Origin of the sequence: Gracilibacillus orientalis, from assembly GCF_900114645.1 — a bacterium.
Classification (GTDB): Bacteria; Bacillota; Bacilli; order Bacillales; family Amphibacillaceae; genus Gracilibacillus; species Gracilibacillus orientalis.
The window spans coordinates 16,943-32,721 of the sequence record NZ_FOTR01000019.1; the positions used below are offsets into that span (position 1 = coordinate 16,943).

At 36.7% G+C, this 15,779-nt stretch carries 20 protein-coding genes and 1 tRNA gene; 7 read left to right on the forward strand and 14 right to left on the reverse strand.

Annotated elements, in window-relative coordinates; translation table 11 throughout:
- Nucleotides 1-291: 291 nt before the first annotated feature.
- On the reverse strand, nt 292-468 hold the full coding sequence (locus tag BM121_RS20640) for a gamma-type small acid-soluble spore protein (RefSeq protein ID WP_091486406.1): 177 nt from the start codon (nt 466-468) through the stop codon (nt 292-294).
- A 127-nt stretch (nt 469-595) separates the two neighbouring features.
- Nucleotides 596-1,657, reverse strand: coding sequence for an A/G-specific adenine glycosylase (mutY, locus tag BM121_RS20645; protein WP_091486408.1), 1,062 nt, complete (start codon nt 1,655-1,657; stop codon nt 596-598).
- Between the two features lie 56 nt (nt 1,658-1,713).
- Here mutY and BM121_RS20650 point away from each other — a divergent pair, with 56 nt between their 5' ends.
- Nucleotides 1,714-2,700 carry a metal-dependent hydrolase gene (locus tag BM121_RS20650; RefSeq protein WP_091486411.1) on the forward strand — a complete coding sequence of 329 codons (987 nt, stop codon included), beginning with the start codon at nt 1,714-1,716 and terminating at the stop codon, nt 2,698-2,700.
- A 54-nt stretch (nt 2,701-2,754) separates the two neighbouring features.
- On the opposite strand, the gene BM121_RS20655 is transcribed toward BM121_RS20650, so the two are convergent.
- On the reverse strand, nt 2,755-3,024 hold the full coding sequence (locus BM121_RS20655) for a YfhJ family protein (RefSeq protein WP_091486414.1): 270 nt from the start codon (nt 3,022-3,024) through the stop codon (nt 2,755-2,757).
- A gap of 20 nt (nt 3,025-3,044) precedes the next feature.
- Nucleotides 3,045-3,377 (reverse strand): YfhH family protein, encoded by a 333-nt coding sequence (locus BM121_RS20660; RefSeq protein ID WP_091486416.1) that lies wholly within the window; start codon nt 3,375-3,377, stop codon nt 3,045-3,047.
- Between the two features lie 146 nt (nt 3,378-3,523).
- Here BM121_RS20660 and BM121_RS20665 point away from each other — a divergent pair, with 146 nt between their 5' ends.
- Entirely contained in the window at nt 3,524-4,318 is a 795-nt protein-coding gene (locus tag BM121_RS20665; protein ID WP_091486419.1) for an HAD family hydrolase, read from the forward strand.
- Here BM121_RS20665 and recX read toward each other — a convergent pair whose 3' ends face one another.
- Nucleotides 4,319-5,134, reverse strand: a complete 816-nt coding sequence (gene recX, locus BM121_RS20670) for a recombination regulator RecX (RefSeq protein ID WP_091486421.1) — start codon at nt 5,132-5,134, stop codon at nt 4,319-4,321.
- Between the two features lie 67 nt (nt 5,135-5,201).
- On the opposite strand from recX, the gene BM121_RS20675 reads away from it, so the two are divergent.
- From BM121_RS20675 to BM121_RS20695, 5 genes are all read left to right on the forward strand, one after another.
- Nucleotides 5,202-6,101, forward strand: coding sequence for a TIGR01777 family oxidoreductase (locus tag BM121_RS20675; RefSeq protein WP_091486424.1), 900 nt, complete (start codon nt 5,202-5,204; stop codon nt 6,099-6,101).
- A gap of 304 nt (nt 6,102-6,405) precedes the next feature.
- Entirely contained in the window at nt 6,406-6,774 is a 369-nt protein-coding gene (locus tag BM121_RS20680; protein ID WP_091486427.1) for a CidA/LrgA family protein, read from the forward strand.
- Nucleotides 6,767-7,453, forward strand: a complete 687-nt coding sequence (locus tag BM121_RS20685; RefSeq protein ID WP_091486429.1) for an LrgB family protein — start codon at nt 6,767-6,769, stop codon at nt 7,451-7,453. Before BM121_RS20680 ends, BM121_RS20685 begins: the two co-directional genes overlap by 8 nt.
- A 146-nt stretch (nt 7,454-7,599) precedes the next feature.
- The gene (locus BM121_RS20690) at nt 7,600-7,845 is read left to right on the forward strand and encodes a YuzB family protein (protein WP_091486432.1); all 246 of its coding nucleotides are present in this window, start codon (nt 7,600-7,602) and stop codon (nt 7,843-7,845) included.
- A gap of 76 nt (nt 7,846-7,921) precedes the next feature.
- Entirely contained in the window at nt 7,922-8,263 is a 342-nt protein-coding gene (locus BM121_RS20695; RefSeq protein ID WP_091486434.1) for a hypothetical protein, read from the forward strand.
- Between the two features lie 15 nt (nt 8,264-8,278).
- Here BM121_RS20695 and ald read toward each other — a convergent pair whose 3' ends face one another.
- The 9 genes from ald to BM121_RS20740 form a co-directional block, all read right to left on the reverse strand.
- Nucleotides 8,279-9,394, reverse strand: a complete 1,116-nt coding sequence (gene ald, locus BM121_RS20700; protein ID WP_091486436.1) for an alanine dehydrogenase — start codon at nt 9,392-9,394, stop codon at nt 8,279-8,281.
- 399 nt (nt 9,395-9,793) lie between these two features.
- A tRNA-Ala gene (locus tag BM121_RS20705) sits at nt 9,794-9,866 on the reverse strand.
- Between the two features lie 51 nt (nt 9,867-9,917).
- Nucleotides 9,918-10,694: an ABC transporter permease gene (locus BM121_RS20710; RefSeq protein ID WP_091486438.1), complete on the reverse strand. Its 777-nt coding sequence runs from the start codon at nt 10,692-10,694 to the stop codon at nt 9,918-9,920.
- Nucleotides 10,694-11,602, reverse strand: coding sequence for an ABC transporter ATP-binding protein (locus BM121_RS20715; RefSeq protein WP_091486441.1), 909 nt, complete (start codon nt 11,600-11,602; stop codon nt 10,694-10,696). Before BM121_RS20715 ends, BM121_RS20710 begins: the two co-directional genes overlap by 1 nt.
- Entirely contained in the window at nt 11,603-11,788 is a 186-nt protein-coding gene (locus tag BM121_RS20720; protein ID WP_245780871.1) for a PLDc N-terminal domain-containing protein, read from the reverse strand.
- A 148-nt stretch (nt 11,789-11,936) separates the two neighbouring features.
- Nucleotides 11,937-12,767, reverse strand: a complete 831-nt coding sequence (locus BM121_RS20725; RefSeq protein WP_091486443.1) for a dimethylarginine dimethylaminohydrolase family protein — start codon at nt 12,765-12,767, stop codon at nt 11,937-11,939.
- Nucleotides 12,768-13,189: 422 nt separating this feature from the next.
- Nucleotides 13,190-14,497 carry a DUF4179 domain-containing protein gene (locus BM121_RS20730; RefSeq protein WP_091486446.1) on the reverse strand — a complete coding sequence of 436 codons (1,308 nt, stop codon included), beginning with the start codon at nt 14,495-14,497 and terminating at the stop codon, nt 13,190-13,192.
- The gene (locus tag BM121_RS20735; protein WP_091486449.1) at nt 14,494-15,039 is read right to left on the reverse strand and encodes an RNA polymerase sigma factor; all 546 of its coding nucleotides are present in this window, start codon (nt 15,037-15,039) and stop codon (nt 14,494-14,496) included. The genes BM121_RS20730 and BM121_RS20735 overlap by 4 nt, the downstream gene beginning before the upstream one ends.
- 172 nt (nt 15,040-15,211) lie before the next feature.
- A complete protein-coding gene (locus BM121_RS20740) occupies nt 15,212-15,727 on the reverse strand; it encodes a hypothetical protein (protein ID WP_091486451.1) in 516 nt (171 codons plus the stop codon).
- Nucleotides 15,728-15,779: the final 52 nt, after the last annotated feature.

A 15,779-nucleotide genomic window follows, 5' to 3' on the forward strand; every position in this document is an offset into this window, starting at 1 on the left:
TAGAATAATATTAAATTCTGATATATACTATTTATGACATATAAACTAGGATAATGTACTCTAACCAAGTTAGAAATGATGAAATGTTTTCATCTGCTACGGCAACCGCTTCGGCTGACCGTTTCGCTTTCCGGAGCTGTGTCCAGCACTCTATACATTTCAAAACACTCTTTATTTATGTCGCTTCGATAAGACAAAACGCTGTTATACCAAGGATTTTATACTTTCTTTAATTATAAAAAAAGCTTGGCTCTCCACGTTGGAAAGCCAAGCTTTTTAAAGATTTTATTATTATTGTTTTTTGTTTTGGGACTTTTGATTTTGCTTGCGAACCTCTTGTGCATCAGTTTCGCTAGCAAACTCAGTACCGAACTGTCCTTGACCTTGTGCAGCTTGTTGATTTTGGCGTTTTACTTCAGCAGCATTTGTTTTGCTTGGGTTTGCTTGGTTGTTGTTAGGTTTAGCCATCAATATCACCTCCACGACCATTAATTTACCCATGATCGGTTATTTTATCCAAAAAATATCTAATTTTTTGCGGAGGCTAAAAGTGGCTATCCTATTATAAAGTTTCCTTTACAATGAGCATACTTAGCTATAATTGTTTATAAATATTTTGATGAGACACTGGTAATGGATATTGTTTGATTTCTTCTTTTGATAAATGTTCCATATGTCCAGGTACAGTCATGTCACCTTTTACCGTTACGTGTTTCACATTTAAAAACCATGTCAGATGAGAAAAGACATGTTTGACCGGTTCCAGGTCCTTCATCTCTACTACATTTACATCAAATTTCTCTTGTACATAAGCAGATAAGTGCTTCTCATCAACTTCATCTGCTTTTACCATAGGAAATTGCCATAATTGGGCAAGTAAGCCTTGGTCTGGTCTTTGTTCCAGAAGATAATTACCTGCATCATCTTGGACAACAAGTACAAAATAAGTATGTAATGATTGTTTTATTTTCTTCTTCTTGATTGGTAACGATTGTTCCACACCATCAGAAAATGCGACGCAATGTTCTTGCACTGGACATAACAAACAACTCGGTTTTTTTGGGGTACACACTAAAGCACCTAATTCCATTAAACCTTGGTTGAAAGCAGACGGGTTTTCTTCTGATATTACATCACGAACCACTGATTCAAACGTTTTTCTGGTTTTGGCTTTGGCAATATCTTCTTCGATACGCAAAATACGAGAGAGAACTCGCATGACATTTCCATCAACTGCTGGTTCTGCTTTATCAAACGCAATACTTAATATTGCACCTTTTGTATATGGTCCGACACCTTTTAAGTCAGCTAGTTGTTTGGGATCATTTGGTACTTTGGCGTCATATTGTGCGACCACTTCTTTAACTGCCGTTTGTAAATTACGGGCACGAGAGTAATAACCAAGGCCTTCCCACGCTTTTAACACCTTTTGCTCATTTGCTTCCGCTAAAGCCGTTAAAGTCGGAAAATGCTCCATAAAGTTTTGAAAGTATGGGATAACAGTGTCAACTTTCGTTTGTTGTAACATAATCTCTGACACCCATACACGATACGGGTCTTGATTCTCTCTCCATGGTAATTGTCGTTGTTCTTTTTCAAACCACGTGATTAAATCTTCTTGAAATTGGGGTATATTGATAGTAGACGTATATTTCACAGTTATTCATCCTTCATGATACAATATTCAAATAAGACAAGAAAGGGGCAGCTAAGATGGATACTGGTACTCACATTACAATGGGTATAGCCTTAGGAGGCATTGCGACATTAGATCCAATTGTACAACAAGATACGACCCTATTTACAGCAGTAATGTTAGGGACAATAATAGGGTCACACGCACCAGACTTTGATACCGTACTAAAGCTCCGTGATAATGCCACATACATCCGGCACCACCGGGGTATTACCCACTCCATCCCGGCTGTCATTTTCTGGGGAATCTTGATTTCCTCGATCATATACTTGTTCGTTCCAGAAGTTAGCTTTAGTCATTTATGGTTATGGACATTTCTTGCCGTAATTTTGCATGTCTTCGTTGATATTTTCAATGCTTATGGCACGCAAGCGTACAGGCCATTCACAAAAAAATGGGTAGCGCATGGCTTTATTAGCACCTTTGATCCCTATATTTTTAGCCTTCACGTCATCGGGATCATTGCATGGTTACTTGGTGCTAATCCTGGCTACACCTGGTTAATGATTTATTGTATTATTGTATTGTATTACATTAAACGGTATATCGACAAGCGGGAAATTGTAAAGATGATTCATGGAAATTTTGACCATGTTGAACAAATTGCAACTTCTCCGACTATAAAACAAAATGTTTGGCGGATTGCCTTAACAACAGATCAACACTATTTCGTCGGAAAGGTCAAGGATGGTCATATTGAAATTGATGATAAATTTTATAGGATCCCATTACCTGATGATCCCATAATCAAATTCGCCCTGAAAGATAAAAACATTTCTGCTTTCTTATCTTTTTCGCCGATTTATCGTTGGGAAATCAATATGTATGATGACTTTACCGAAGTGCGGTTCATTGATTTACGTTACCGTTCCGAAGGGCATTACCCATTTGTAGCAATCGTTCAAATTGATGATAATATGAGAATTATGAATTCTTATACCGGCTGGGTTTTCTCCGAGGAAAAATTACAAGATAAATTAAATTTGGACGGGAATATTGTCTGAGTCCAGAAATGTTTTTCCATAAAAAAGATCACAGCATCCACACTGTGATCTTTTTTAATGTAAGGTATCTTTTTCACCATAGATTAGTTTTTGATATCTCGGATATCTTGTGGCAAAGTCATCTAATTTATCACCATATTGTGCTATCCAGTGGCGTACGATTTTCTTCGTCACTTCGACCCCTTCATATTTTCTACCCGCTTTAGCTCTTGTGGATTCAAAATCTTCCCAAAGTAACTCCACCCAACTACTTGCCTCTAGAAAGGTTAATGATGGGTTTTTTTGATGTAATTCCTTTGCTAGTCTTTGAATCGCTTCTTCCATCTTTACTTCCCTCGCTTATATTAAGATTGTTTATCCCCTAATATGGATAACGGCATCGCTTCTTCTGTTTCAAATTTTTGACCTAATAAATTGATGCGATGCCCCCAAGCAAACACACCATTTATATACGTGATCTCAAATGTTTGACCTGGATCTCCAGCCAACTCATAGCGCTCACCTTTCGCAAAATCAGCTGGGTTAACGAGATAAGCGGCAGCCATTTGCATTTTTCGCTGGAGGATCTCATATTCACTAACATTTCCCCATTGCTCTGCCTTTTGCAATTTTTCCTTCAATTGTGCTACTTCTGCTCGTAATTCCTCAACCGTATATGTACTATATCTACGCTCCATTGTAACACCACCATGTAAGTTTCTACTTTCATTTTACCATTACTATGGCAAATGTTAAAATATCGTAAACTGGTACCGTATTATTTTTGTATATGGTCCATTCCCTTGTATAATTAAGATAATCTTACAAAAAAGGATGATTCAGCTTGATTAAATTATTTGCTACAGATTTAGATGGAACACTATTAAAACCTAACAATGTCATCAAACAAGAAGATATAGAGGCTATTCATCGTTTAAAAGAGCACGGAATTGATTTTGCCGTTGCTACTGGAAGAATGGAACGAGATATCGTCAAAATCTGTACGGAAATAAATCATGATGCACACCGCATAAGTCAAAATGGTGCTTTTGTGGATACGAAAGATAATCAAAAAATCCTTACGAAAACGTTTGATGCAGCAACAAGCAGTGCCCTACATCAGGCAGTTGATACTTTTCCTAATCCTTTCTGCATTACAACAGCAGATGAATCATATATTTCTTTTAAAACACCAGAAATAAAAGCATTGGAGGAAATTCTTTATTTTCCACTTGTGGAAGGTGTTGATTTTGCTAATGATTATAATGAAGCATTCTTACCAAGTAAATACATGCTGCTTGGTGAAGAAAAAGATATTGTGAGTTTCCAGAAAAAGATAGATGAAACATTTCATGAGGTGTGTGAAAGCTATTTATCTGACCCGCACTGTGTCGATATTGTGCCAAAAGGCGTAAGTAAAGCACTTGGATTAACAACATTAGCAGACTACCTCGATATTAAACCAGAAGAAATTGCAGTGATAGGGGATTCTTATAATGATATTCCGATGTTTGGCATGTCAGCTAACAGTTTTGCCATGAGCACAGCACCGGAAGCTGTTAAACAAAAAGCAACACATGTCGTGGATGACGTATTTGAGGCGATTGAACTTATCCAAGGTAAAGTGAGCACTAGCTAATCAGTGCTCACTTATATGTTCTTCTAAAAAGCGATTAATTAAATCAGATGCAAAGCCTTTGCGATACAAGGCTGCTTTTACTTTTTGTTTCAACGCATATCCATTATCTTCTTTCTGATATTTCATCACCAGTTTTTCACCCTGATAGACAATAGCGTTGTACTCCTCACCATCGTCTCGCTCCACCTCAAGATTATTTAGCACTTCTGAAATAACATTGGATGTAAATCCTTTTTGCATCAGTGATTGTTTTACACTATCTATTTGTTGCCGGTAAGATTTTTTGCTGGCAGCTTCTAATTTCTTTTTCGCCAATTTTTCTACTTTGTCGAATTGTTTCTCAAATGTATAGAAGGATAATGCCTGTTCCATATTAGATGCTTGAATGCCTTTCTCAGCCAGTTCCTTCTTTATCATTAATGGTCCTTTCGTTGATGTTTCCATTTTTGTTCGCACAAAAGCTTCACTAAAGGCTAGGTCATCCACTAACCCTTCCCGTCTCAAACGAGTGATTACTTCACCGATATAAGTATCATCGACTTCTTTACGATATAAGTGGTCAATTAATTCCTTCTCAGAACGCATTCTGTAACTTAAATACTTAATAGAAAGGGTATATGCTTTATAAGATTCATCTTTTTCCTGAATTTGCTCAATCGTTTCAGGGGTAAGGAACTGCCCTTTTTGAAGATAATATTGAATGAGAATATCTTCATTCACACTAAAACCATAGTATTCTTGCTCATTTTCCTTTAAAAAAATATTAAAACGGTGCTTTGATTTCTTTTGCGTCGTTATTTTGGTTATTTCGGGCAAACTTATCACCTCATTATCATTTTAACACACAAACATTTGTTCTACAAACGATATGGAGGGTCTCGCAATGAACATTGCAATTGCTGGTGGAACCGGATTTGTCGGAAAACATGTAACAAAAGCATTAATAGATCGTGGCGATTCAGTCTACATTTTGACTCGATCTCCTGAAAAATTTCAAAATAATAAACATGTATCCTATGTTGGCTGGTTACATGACGAATTTCTACCAGAACAACATTTACCAAAGCTTGATGCAATCATTAATTTGGCCGGAGATTCCTTATTTGGTTATTGGACAAAAACAAAAAAGGACAGAATCTACCAAAGTAGAATCAATGCGACATATGCCATTATCGACTTAATCCGAAATCTGCCAGAAAAACCTGAAGTACTTATTAATGCATCAGCGATTGGCTATTTCGGCACGTCAGAAGCGAAAACTTTCACGGAACATTCTGAAGAACATGGGAATGATTTTCTTGCCGAAGTAACAGAAGCATGGGAACAAACTGCATTACAAGCAAGATCTTGCGGTGTTCGAACTGTTTTGGCCAGACTTGGCGTCGTCTTGGGAGAGGAAGGTGCGTTACCTCTAATGGCCATGCCATTTCGCCTATTTGCCGGAGGAAAAATTGGTTCAGGTAAGCAGTGGGTATCATGGATTCATATTAAGGATGTTGTTGGCCTGTTGTTATATGCCATCGATCATCATAATGTTGATCGTACCTTACATCTCACTGCCCCAAGTCCTGTTCAAAATAAAGAATTATCACATGTTCTTGCTCAAGCTTTAAAACGGCCAAACTGGTTTCCCACTCCCCGCTTTCTTATAAGAACGGTTCTAGGTGAAATGAGTATACTTGTTGTGGATGGACAAAAGGTTTTACCTGAAAAAGCAATGGAATCAGGCTATCATTTTCATCACACTACGATCGACCAAGCATTATCCGAAATTTACAATTAACCGTAGCAGACGAAGAAGTCATGTAACTATCCACATTAGTTATCCACAAACTTGTGTGTAACGTGGATAATATTTGTGGATCTTGTTGTGATAAGGATAATTATTCGTTGCTAAAATGGATTAATTTTTGGGGATAGTGTGGATAAATCAGCTAGAAGTTGTTATATTTGTTTTTTTCTGTTGATAACATTGTGTATATCAGCATCGCATATATTGATAACAATACACGTTTTCATTTTTGAAAAAAAATGCCTACTTGCGCACATGATTCTGTAAGGCGTATGATAAGAGCGGAGGCCTTATCATGAAATATTTAAAAATTATCTTACAGATTAGTCTGCTATTTTTGTTTTATTATATTGGTGAAGCGATCCAGTCAGCCTTTTCCTTATTCATACCAGGCAGCATAATCGGGATGCTACTGTTTTTTACATTGTTAAGTGGAAGACTTATCAAAGTCGAATGGATTGCTGACGGAATCGATTTATTGATGAGAGATATGCCCATTTTCTTTGTTCCCGTTACAGTTGGGGTTGTGCAATATTTAGATTTCTTTTATGGAAAAGGGAGTTTACTAATTCCTTTGGTCATGCTTAGCACTTTTTTAATCATTGGTATCAGTGGATTCGTTACATCCTTGTTGCTGAAGAAAGAAGTGGATATTCATGACTAACTTTTGGATTGGAATCATTTTTTTAACCATTAGTATTGTTGTATATGCTATAACAAAAAAGATTTATCGTAAGTATCCAAATCCATTTACATTACCGATTTTCTTAACTTCTGGTATTTTAATTATAGGTTTAGGGGTCAGCGATATTTCTTACCAATCATATATGCTCGGGGGTCAATGGATTGATTTGTTTCTCGGACCAATTGTTGTCGCACTGGCATTACCACTCTATCGCCAGCTTGACTTAATCAAAAAATACGCCCAGACGATTTTTATTGGCATATTTGCAGGTTCAATCATCGGGATAATTACTGGTATTATCGGTGCAAAAATCTTAGGATTTGAAGATTGGATTATTCAGTCTGTTGCAGCTAAGTCGGTTACCACACCCGTTGCATTAAGTATTACCGATACGGCAGGTGGCAATTTATCCTTTGCAGCTGTCTTTGTCATGATAGCAGGTATAAGTGGTGCGATGTTCGGACCACTCATTTTACGATTACTTCGAATTAAACACCCTGTTTCAAGAGGGCTTGGTATTGGTACGGCATCACATGCGATCGGCACTTCCAAGGCATTGGAATTAGGTGATCTGGATGGAGCGGTCAGTGCATTATCGATGACAATTAGTGCAGTCGTTGTATCCTTCTTGGTACCACTGTTTTTGAGTTTGCTATAGAGTGATCACGTACAACCTATTTACAAGCAGTGCTATCTTTTTAAAACTTATATGTTGACAAAGTAGTTATGTTAGAGTTAGTTTATAGAATGGTTCTCTTAATGTCTGTAATACAAGTCAAACAGACATAGATGGAAGGTGATAGCTTGGGAATCGTGGTTGTAGAAATATGTGACAGTAACTTAATGAATACATTTGATATAGAGAATATTATCGAATCGGAATATCCGGAAGTGGCAGTTCTCATTAATGACTGCCTGAGTTTCTGCGGGTTATGCAGGCTAAAACCGTATGCACTGGTGAATAACCGTCGAATCCACGGTAAAACACCAGAGGAAACCTTAGAGAAAATAAAAAAAGGCATTGAAGAAGAATTGGCTTTTTTCCAATAAAAAAAGTGGTCCTTTCTATGGAACCACTTTTTTTGTGTTATAATATGGAAAATTATAGATAGAAGGAGATGTTTGTTTGGCAAAAATACTTGTGCCTTTATACGTCTTTTTTTTAGGTGCTTCTCTGGCAAAGGAAGCTATTTCCTATTTCAATGAAGCTTCGTATTGGTTTGCTTTGCTTGGGGGACTGCTTGGTGTTTTATTAATTGTCTCTTTAGTTGGATTTTTTACAAACAAGAAATCACTACTTTGGCTTACTATCATTTCCGTTTCTTTATTTAGTCTCTATCTAATTGGCGCTAATATTTATATCTTTTTCACAGACTTTACAGCGGTTCTTTTTCCGCTTTTTATCAGCATTATCCTTTTGCCGATACATTTTTATATCATTCAATATACACACCGGATATTATATTGAAGAAACATCCCCGTCCTATTCAAAAACAGAACGGATGTCGATATATCTTTTATTATGTGCTTTTGCTACAGCTTCATGAACAATTTTTCCTTGATACGTGTTAACACCATTTGCGAAAACTTTATCAGATTGGACGTAATCTTTTAATCCATTGTTTGCAAGGTTAAAAATATATGGTGCTGTGACATTTGTTAGTGCATATGTGGCGGTTTTTGAGACAGCACCCGGAATATTAGCAACAGCATAATGATTGACGTTATGTTTAACGTAAACCGGATCTTCATGTGTCGTTACACGATCAACCGTTTCAATCGAACCACCTTGATCGACCGCTACGTCAACAATAGCGGATCCTGGCTCCATCGTTTTAACCATTTCTTCAGTTACGAGCTTCGGTGCTCTTGCACCTGGAATCAGGACGGCACCTATTAGTAAGTCTGCTTTTCTTACCTGTTCCGCAATATTGAATTGATTCGATGCTAATGTCCGGATTTTACCCTGGAATAAATCCTCTAATTGACGTAAACGTTCGATATTGATATCTAATAAGGTAACATTTGCTCCTAATCCAATTGCCATTTTTGCAGCATTGGTACCTACTATACCTCCACCAATAATGACAACATTGGCTGGTGAAACACCCGGCACACCACTAGGAAGCACACCTTTTCCACCATGAACTTTTTCTAAAAATCTAACACCAGCTTGCACCGACATACGTCCTGCAATTTCGCTCATTGGTGTAAGTAATGGTAATCCACCGTTTGCCAGTTGAATCGTTTCATACGCAATACCCGTTGTTTTATTTTCCAATAAAGCTTCTGTTACTCCCTTTTCAGCAGCTAAGTGTAGATAAGTAAACAGAAGCAAATCTTTGCGGAAATAAGTAAACTCTGATGGCTGAGGTTCCTTTACTTTGACTACTAATTCTTGAGCCCAAACCTGGTCCGCTGAAGGTACAATAACTGCTCCTGCGCTTTTGTATGCCTCATTGTCCATACCACTTCCAAGTCCTGCCCCACTCTCTATTTTCACTTCATGATCTGCTTGTGTCAGCATCATAACCCCAGCAGGTGTGATTGCCACACGATTTTCATTACTTTTGATTTCTTTTGGTACACCGATTTTCATCATTTCACCTACTTTCTCTTTGCTAGTATGGTATGAAAGTTTCTTATTATTCGTTTTCCCTTTTCCAGGTGAAAATAATACAAATAGTGAAAAAAGGATTTATTTTCTTCCAGTTGACCTGTGATCTTTTTCAGCGTCTTCGTCTTTATAATGGCTAATTATTCATACATAAGTTACTATACAAATATCATGATGATCGATTTTCTCCTTCACTCTACTACTCTTTTACACAGCCTCCATTTAAGCAAGCAATGGACGACTAGGCTTTTCAAAAAATATTTCTGATGAAAAAACGAGAAATATTGAAGAAGGGATTGGGACATGGACTATCCGCTAATTCCTCTATAGATTCCGCCAAAAAAACACCCTTCCTCAATACGAGAAACGGTGTTAGTAGGATGGAGCATAGCGGGCTCGAACCGCTGACCCTCGCGCTGCCAGCACGATGCTCTCCCAACTGAGCTAATGCCCCGTATTTTCATAACTCTATTATAATAAAAAAAGAGTCCGAATGCACGAACTCTTAATCAGCCATTTCTTTTGTCTTCAATATAAAATTGGACGCAACCATTAATAGGATGGAAAGACCTAATGTAACAGCAGACGCTCCCCATAACTCATTTGGTATAGTTCCTTCTGCCAACATGCCTGAGATGTGTTCACTAATACTATTCGGAAACCACGGCATCCGATACGAGAAAATCTGGTTAATCGCAGACATTGCCATAATCGTCACAATCGTTAGTGTTAACACAAGTCCAGGTATTTTAACGACCGTATTATAGAAGATCGTTAACGATACTACAAAAATCAGCCAAATAAAATAAAACAGGAACAGACCAGTAAATTGTGCCACACTCAGATCACCAAATAAAAGATTCACATAATACCAGCTGATTAACATACCGATCAAATAAGCTATGAATACTAATAGTAATTTAGCTGCCCATTTTGCTGAAATATAGGTAAAATAACTGACAGGTTTAACTAACACTAATTCCGCAACCCCACTTTTTCTTTCACCTGCAATCACTGCCATGGAGATCGCAACAATTACAAGTAAACCGAGCATACTAACTTCTTGCAAACTTAGCATAATTGCTTCCGGAGGTCCCATTTTCGGAGCTTCAATCACTGCTCCTTCAGGCATTCCACCAACAGATTCTAATATTTGTGGTAAATAATAAGTTGACAATGGATCCATAATACAAATGATGATAAAAACGAGTGGAACCCAAATCCATTTAAAATTACGCCAGTCTTCTAATAATTCCTTTTTCAATATTGTGATCCATTGCATTATTTTTTCACCACTTTCATAAATAAATCTTCAAGTGTTGTCTTGCTGAGAGCTAACTTCTCAAGCGGCCAATCCTCTTCCAGTACTTTCGTTAATATGTCTTTTCTTGCTAACTCGATATCTTCCACAACAACATGAACTTCTCCTTTTTCTTGATACACATCCTGTACTGATGAAAAAGCTTTTATTTTTTCTAAATATGTACTGGTATCACCAAACAACGCAATTTCAAATTTAGCGGATTGATGTTTTTGTCGCAATGTATTAATCGAGCCTGATTCGAGTATTTCTCCTTGATGCATCAATAATAAATCATCAGATATTTCTTCTGCATCCCCTAATATATGTGTGGAAAAAAGGATCGTTGTTTGTGTTTTTAATTCTTCCATTAATGTTAATACTTCCCGGCGTCCAATCGGATCTAATGAGGAAACTGGTTCGTCTAACATGAGAAGTTGTGGACTGTGAATCATTGCTTGTGCTATACCGAGACGCTGTTTCATCCCGCCCGAATATTTGCCGATTCGTTGGTTGCGAGATTCATAAATAGCGACTTTTTCGAGGAGTTGATCTGCCTTTTCTGCTGCTTCTTGTTTGGTTAAATGTGCAAGTTGGCCAACATAAACAAGAAACTCTTTGCCTGTCATCCATGGGTGAAAAACCGGATATTGTGGAAGATAACCGATATGATTTCTAATGTCTTCTCCTTGTTGCACTCCGGAAAAGTTAATGGTTCCTGCAGTTGGTTTCAACAACCCTGAAAGCATTCTTAATGTCGTTGTTTTACCCGCACCATTGGGACCAAGCAGTGCCACACATCTGCCTTTTTCTAACTGAAATTCAAGGCCTTTTACTATTGGTTTGCCTTTAAAAGCTTTCGTAAGTTTTTCGACTCCAATAACTGTCATTTAATATTGTCTCCTTCCAAGGATAAAAAATAAAACCGGACCAATAAAGCCGATAAAAATAATAATTACTGCCCACATTGCTTTGGGACCATTTGTTTGTTCTGTCTTTAATAAAGCTATAATTGCAACAACTATTAATAAAAATTGAATAAAAATTAACGGGGCAAGCATCATGATGATATCCACCTAAGTCACCTCCTTTAGATACATACGTTACTTATGAGAAAATAGTTTCAGAATTTTTTGTAAATTTATTGAATGGATTTTATTTTGTGTGCTGTTGGTGAAATATACTTACTTCAAAAAAAACATACCGATAACGGCATGTTTTTCATTATTTTCCTCGTTCCATTGGAAGTGTGCAACAACGGAAGGAACCTCCAGATTTAATGATTTCGGAAAATTGTATTTCTATCACTTCAAATCCTTTTTTCCTTAACTGTTCGTTCACTAGTTTATTTTCAGGTAAGGAAATGACTTTTTGGTTTCCTATAGAAAAAACATTCGTACCTAGTGTAAACTGTTCATCATCTGTCAATTCAATTAAATCATATTGATTATGAAGCATGTTACGTTCCTTTTCATTAAAAGCGTCATTATAAATAATTCCTACCTTGTCACTCACTAAATTAAAACAACAATCGAGATGCAGGATATCTTCACGAATTTGAACAGCAATTACTTCTTTTTCAGGTAATTGTTTTTGTAAATCTTCAATGGCTTTGGTTGTAGTACGAAGGCTTCTCCCCACATAAACTTTATCATCTGCAACTACAATATCCCCACCTTCTATGGACCGTGTCGTCACTGGTATATAAGGCAGATCATCGTGTTCAAGGAATTGCTGCAATACATCAATTTCAGGTTTTCTGATATTACGTCCCATCTCGCAAGTGAATAGTGTATCTCCAGCCACAAATCCAATATCTCTCGTAAAGACTTGTTCATTAAGTTTAGAGTCTGTCATGAGTTCGATCACTTCGATATCAAACTGATTCAATGTTTGCACAAACCTCTCATGCTGCTTCATTGCTATATTTACATCAATATTTTCATCTTCATAAAATTTTTGCGTTTCATTAATGACATTTCTGATTTCCATGTATGTAGGTGGGCAGACAATCACTCTTTTTAAGCGATCATATTCATTTTGCTGAAAAATCATGGAGAAAAGCGCTCCCTTTTTTATTTATTATTATACCTGATTTAGATTCATTCATTCTTTTTAAAAAAGTCTGTTACATGTTCTGACAGGTTTGTTTTACTGTGAAATCGACCGTGTTAGTCTTAATATAACTTAAAAAAACCAATCGGGAGGGTATTACATTGAATAGTAAAAGAATGCAAAACCCTAACATTTTTACTTGTGCTATCTTGACGTTTAAGCTTATGTTCCAATAAATATATTATTGAGGAGGATCTTTTCGTGAATCGTCCAAAAAGAAAAAACCCAAACTTGTTCACATGCATCATTTTAACATTTAAAGTAATGTTTCAGTAATTAAATGATTCGTTCATTCATAGAGATAAAGTAATATCATAATACAAGCACGGTTGGTTCGTTGATAGACTGCCAACCGTGCTTTTTTATTTTAAAGGGATTTCCACTTTTTCTTCGATCCAATTAGGATAGCTGGATAGTTTGACATCTATAATTGGTTCATTGGTTTGAATGGATTGTTTAAACGTACTGGATGCATCATTTTCTATATGGCTGGAATTTGATCTTGTTTGCTCAATTTTGTTGCCATCCAGATCTAAAATATCACCAAAAGGGTTCATATAATAACCTTCCATTCTATCCATCGTGACCGATAACCACCCATTTCCATATTCCATATCATAAAATTTATCATTCGGATCATGAAGTATTTGCTCATTTTTTAAATCAAAGCGGAGATAATCCTTGTCTCTATCTACAGCTTGGATTTTAGAAAAGGTAAGCACTAATGACTCTGGCTGTTCAAAATAATTGCTTTGTAAAAAAACTTCGTAATTCTCATCCTCGATTGTCCCACTTGCTGTCATACCATTTTGAATCCCGGACCATTCTTCACCATTTTCATCTACCAGCGCAATATCATCAAATGAAAAAATCCGCATATCATTTTCTGGATCTGCATAGAGATTGATCGATGTTCTCAATGGTTGAATCGTTACAGAATTAATATGTATTTTTTGACCTTTTACCGTTACTGTTTCGTCTACTTGATAATCAATGGCTTCTTTTGTATTCTCTGCATGAAAATCAATCGAAACCTTCTCTCTTAACTGATTGCCAACATCATTATCTAATGTTTCTACCCCGACTACTTCTGTTGTCAAGGTAAAGTCATCAAATGGGATAGGTTCTTCCGTAAAAAATTCGATTGTCTGACTATAAGTATCTCCATCTTTAACAGGTGGATTATAAAGTTGTGCATATTGTTTCATTTCCTCACCTTTGGCGTTAGTCATCGTACTCTCCTCGAGACGGACATTATCAAGCTCTTTTTCACTGGTAACCGTATAAAACAGCACGATCCCATTTTGATCCCTAATTACTCCATCTAAAGTTAGCATGAGATCTCCTTTTGTTACGGTTTTGTCAATCACTTGAAAATAGTCACTTTCTATAGCTGCTTGATGTCCTTTATCAAATTGGACGAGCTCTATGAATCGCTCCAGACCCGGAAATTTCGCAACTTGTGCAGCAAACGCCGGGGATGCATTAATGACGGTTATGAATGATATAAATATAATAGCCGCTGTTACAAATGGAGCAATTCCCCATCGTTTCAAACGTTGTTGCTTTTCTGCTTTTTGAACACCTGCTTCAATTGCTTGATCCAAGTCATTATCTGTTACCTCTACATGGTCATATTGTTTTTTCCATTCTTCCAGTTGTTTTTTCATGATAGCTCCCCTCCTTCGTCTACCAATTGTGTTTTCAATTTATCTAAAGCACTATAAACTCTTGTTTTTACTGTGCTTTCCGGTAATCTTAATTGCTCAGCCAATTCCGGAAATGTCATCCCGTGGAAATATTTTAAATATATCAATTCTTGATCTGCCCTTTTCAGGTGATGAATTGCATCCTCAAGCCAGATACTCATGGAATGATCTACTGTAGCTTCGTTTTCCAGCAGCCGCTCATCGGTTTGACGTTTTGCTTTCTTTAATAGATCATTACAATAATTAATCATAATTCGGATCATCCATGTTTTAACGTAACGAATATCTTTTAATTGCCTGCGTTTTTTAAAAGCACGAAAGGTTACTTCTTGTATTGCCTCTAATGCTTCATCTTTATTTTTCAAAAATGCCATCGCTGTCCGTAACAAATCTTCGCGGTATGTAGTGATCACGTACACGAAGGCATCATTATTTTTGCGAAAATCCTTTCTGGTGACATTGACCATCCTGCTGTCCTCCATTTCTTTCTCTATCTTATCCATTAGACTCTCAGAAGCACAAAAAGTTTGGAATTTTTCTCAGGAATTTTTTCTGGACACTTTTGAGGTTTTTCTGGATGCTTTTCCTCCATTTCTGGATACTTCTCATGATTTTCTGGACACTTTCTAGCAAAACCATCTCACAAAATAGGTTCGCAAGATGGTTTAAAAGAATTTAGGAAGCCTTAAGTTGTCCGCTACTGTTATTTCTACGATTAGTGAGACTAATATATATCGATAAAATAATACAAGACAATAAAAGCGTATGAAACATAACATGTAACGTATTCGGCACAATACCGTGAATCACAGGCAAGAATGAATGGGTATCACCAAACATTTTCTCGTATCTCTCAACCCTTTGCTCTGCTCCATATCCAAAAAAGTAAGGAATCCACCAATCAATTAGTGCTCCAGCAAAAATAAATAATTGATGAATGACGAGCCAAAGTCTTATCCAAATGGGGTACCTCTTCCCCATGAATATCAATACCATTCCTAGTAATAATAAAATTTGAACTACGCCAACCAGCGTAACTATCAATATTTCATTGAAACTTCTATCCTGAGATATTGCATCCAGATCATTTAATGACCCTAATGGAACTAGATCTTGAACAATCATAAAAATTAGAATTAAACTTAACCCTAACAGTAGTAATTTTTCTACAAGTCGAATCTGCCTTTGCATTACTTTCCACCCCCGAAAATGTAACTATATTATTTCTAGTATGTATGTTAAT

Excerpts from the sequence above, each read along its gene's own strand:
- BM121_RS20650 (WP_091486411.1), top strand. The coding sequence starts at position 1,714 with ATGGATACTGGTACTCACATTACAATGGGTATAGCCTTAGGAGGCATT.
- BM121_RS20655 (WP_091486414.1), bottom strand. The coding sequence starts at position 3,024 with ATGGAAGAAGCGATTCAAAGACTAGCAAAGGAATTACATCAAAAAAAC.
- BM121_RS20715 (WP_091486441.1), bottom strand. The coding sequence starts at position 11,602 with ATGACAGTTATTGGAGTCGAAAAACTTACGAAAGCTTTTAAAGGCAAA.
- BM121_RS20710 (WP_091486438.1), bottom strand. The coding sequence starts at position 10,694 with ATGCAATGGATCACAATATTGAAAAAGGAATTATTAGAAGACTGGCGT.
- BM121_RS20735 (WP_091486449.1), bottom strand. The coding sequence starts at position 15,039 with ATGGATAAGATAGAGAAAGAAATGGAGGACAGCAGGATGGTCAATGTC.
- BM121_RS20740 (WP_091486451.1), bottom strand. The coding sequence starts at position 15,727 with ATGCAAAGGCAGATTCGACTTGTAGAAAAATTACTACTGTTAGGGTTA.
- BM121_RS20640 (WP_091486406.1), bottom strand. The coding sequence starts at position 468 with ATGGCTAAACCTAACAACAACCAAGCAAACCCAAGCAAAACAAATGCT.
- BM121_RS20660 (WP_091486416.1), bottom strand. The coding sequence starts at position 3,377 with ATGGAGCGTAGATATAGTACATATACGGTTGAGGAATTACGAGCAGAA.
- ald (WP_091486436.1), bottom strand. The coding sequence starts at position 9,394 with ATGAAAATCGGTGTACCAAAAGAAATCAAAAGTAATGAAAATCGTGTG.
- BM121_RS20675 (WP_091486424.1), top strand. The coding sequence starts at position 5,202 with ATGAACATTGCAATTGCTGGTGGAACCGGATTTGTCGGAAAACATGTA.
- BM121_RS20725 (WP_091486443.1), bottom strand. The coding sequence starts at position 12,767 with ATGATTTTTCAGCAAAATGAATATGATCGCTTAAAAAGAGTGATTGTC.
- BM121_RS20730 (WP_091486446.1), bottom strand. The coding sequence starts at position 14,497 with ATGAAAAAACAACTGGAAGAATGGAAAAAACAATATGACCATGTAGAG.
- BM121_RS20680 (WP_091486427.1), top strand. The coding sequence starts at position 6,406 with ATGAAATATTTAAAAATTATCTTACAGATTAGTCTGCTATTTTTGTTT.
- BM121_RS20685 (WP_091486429.1), top strand. The coding sequence starts at position 6,767 with ATGACTAACTTTTGGATTGGAATCATTTTTTTAACCATTAGTATTGTT.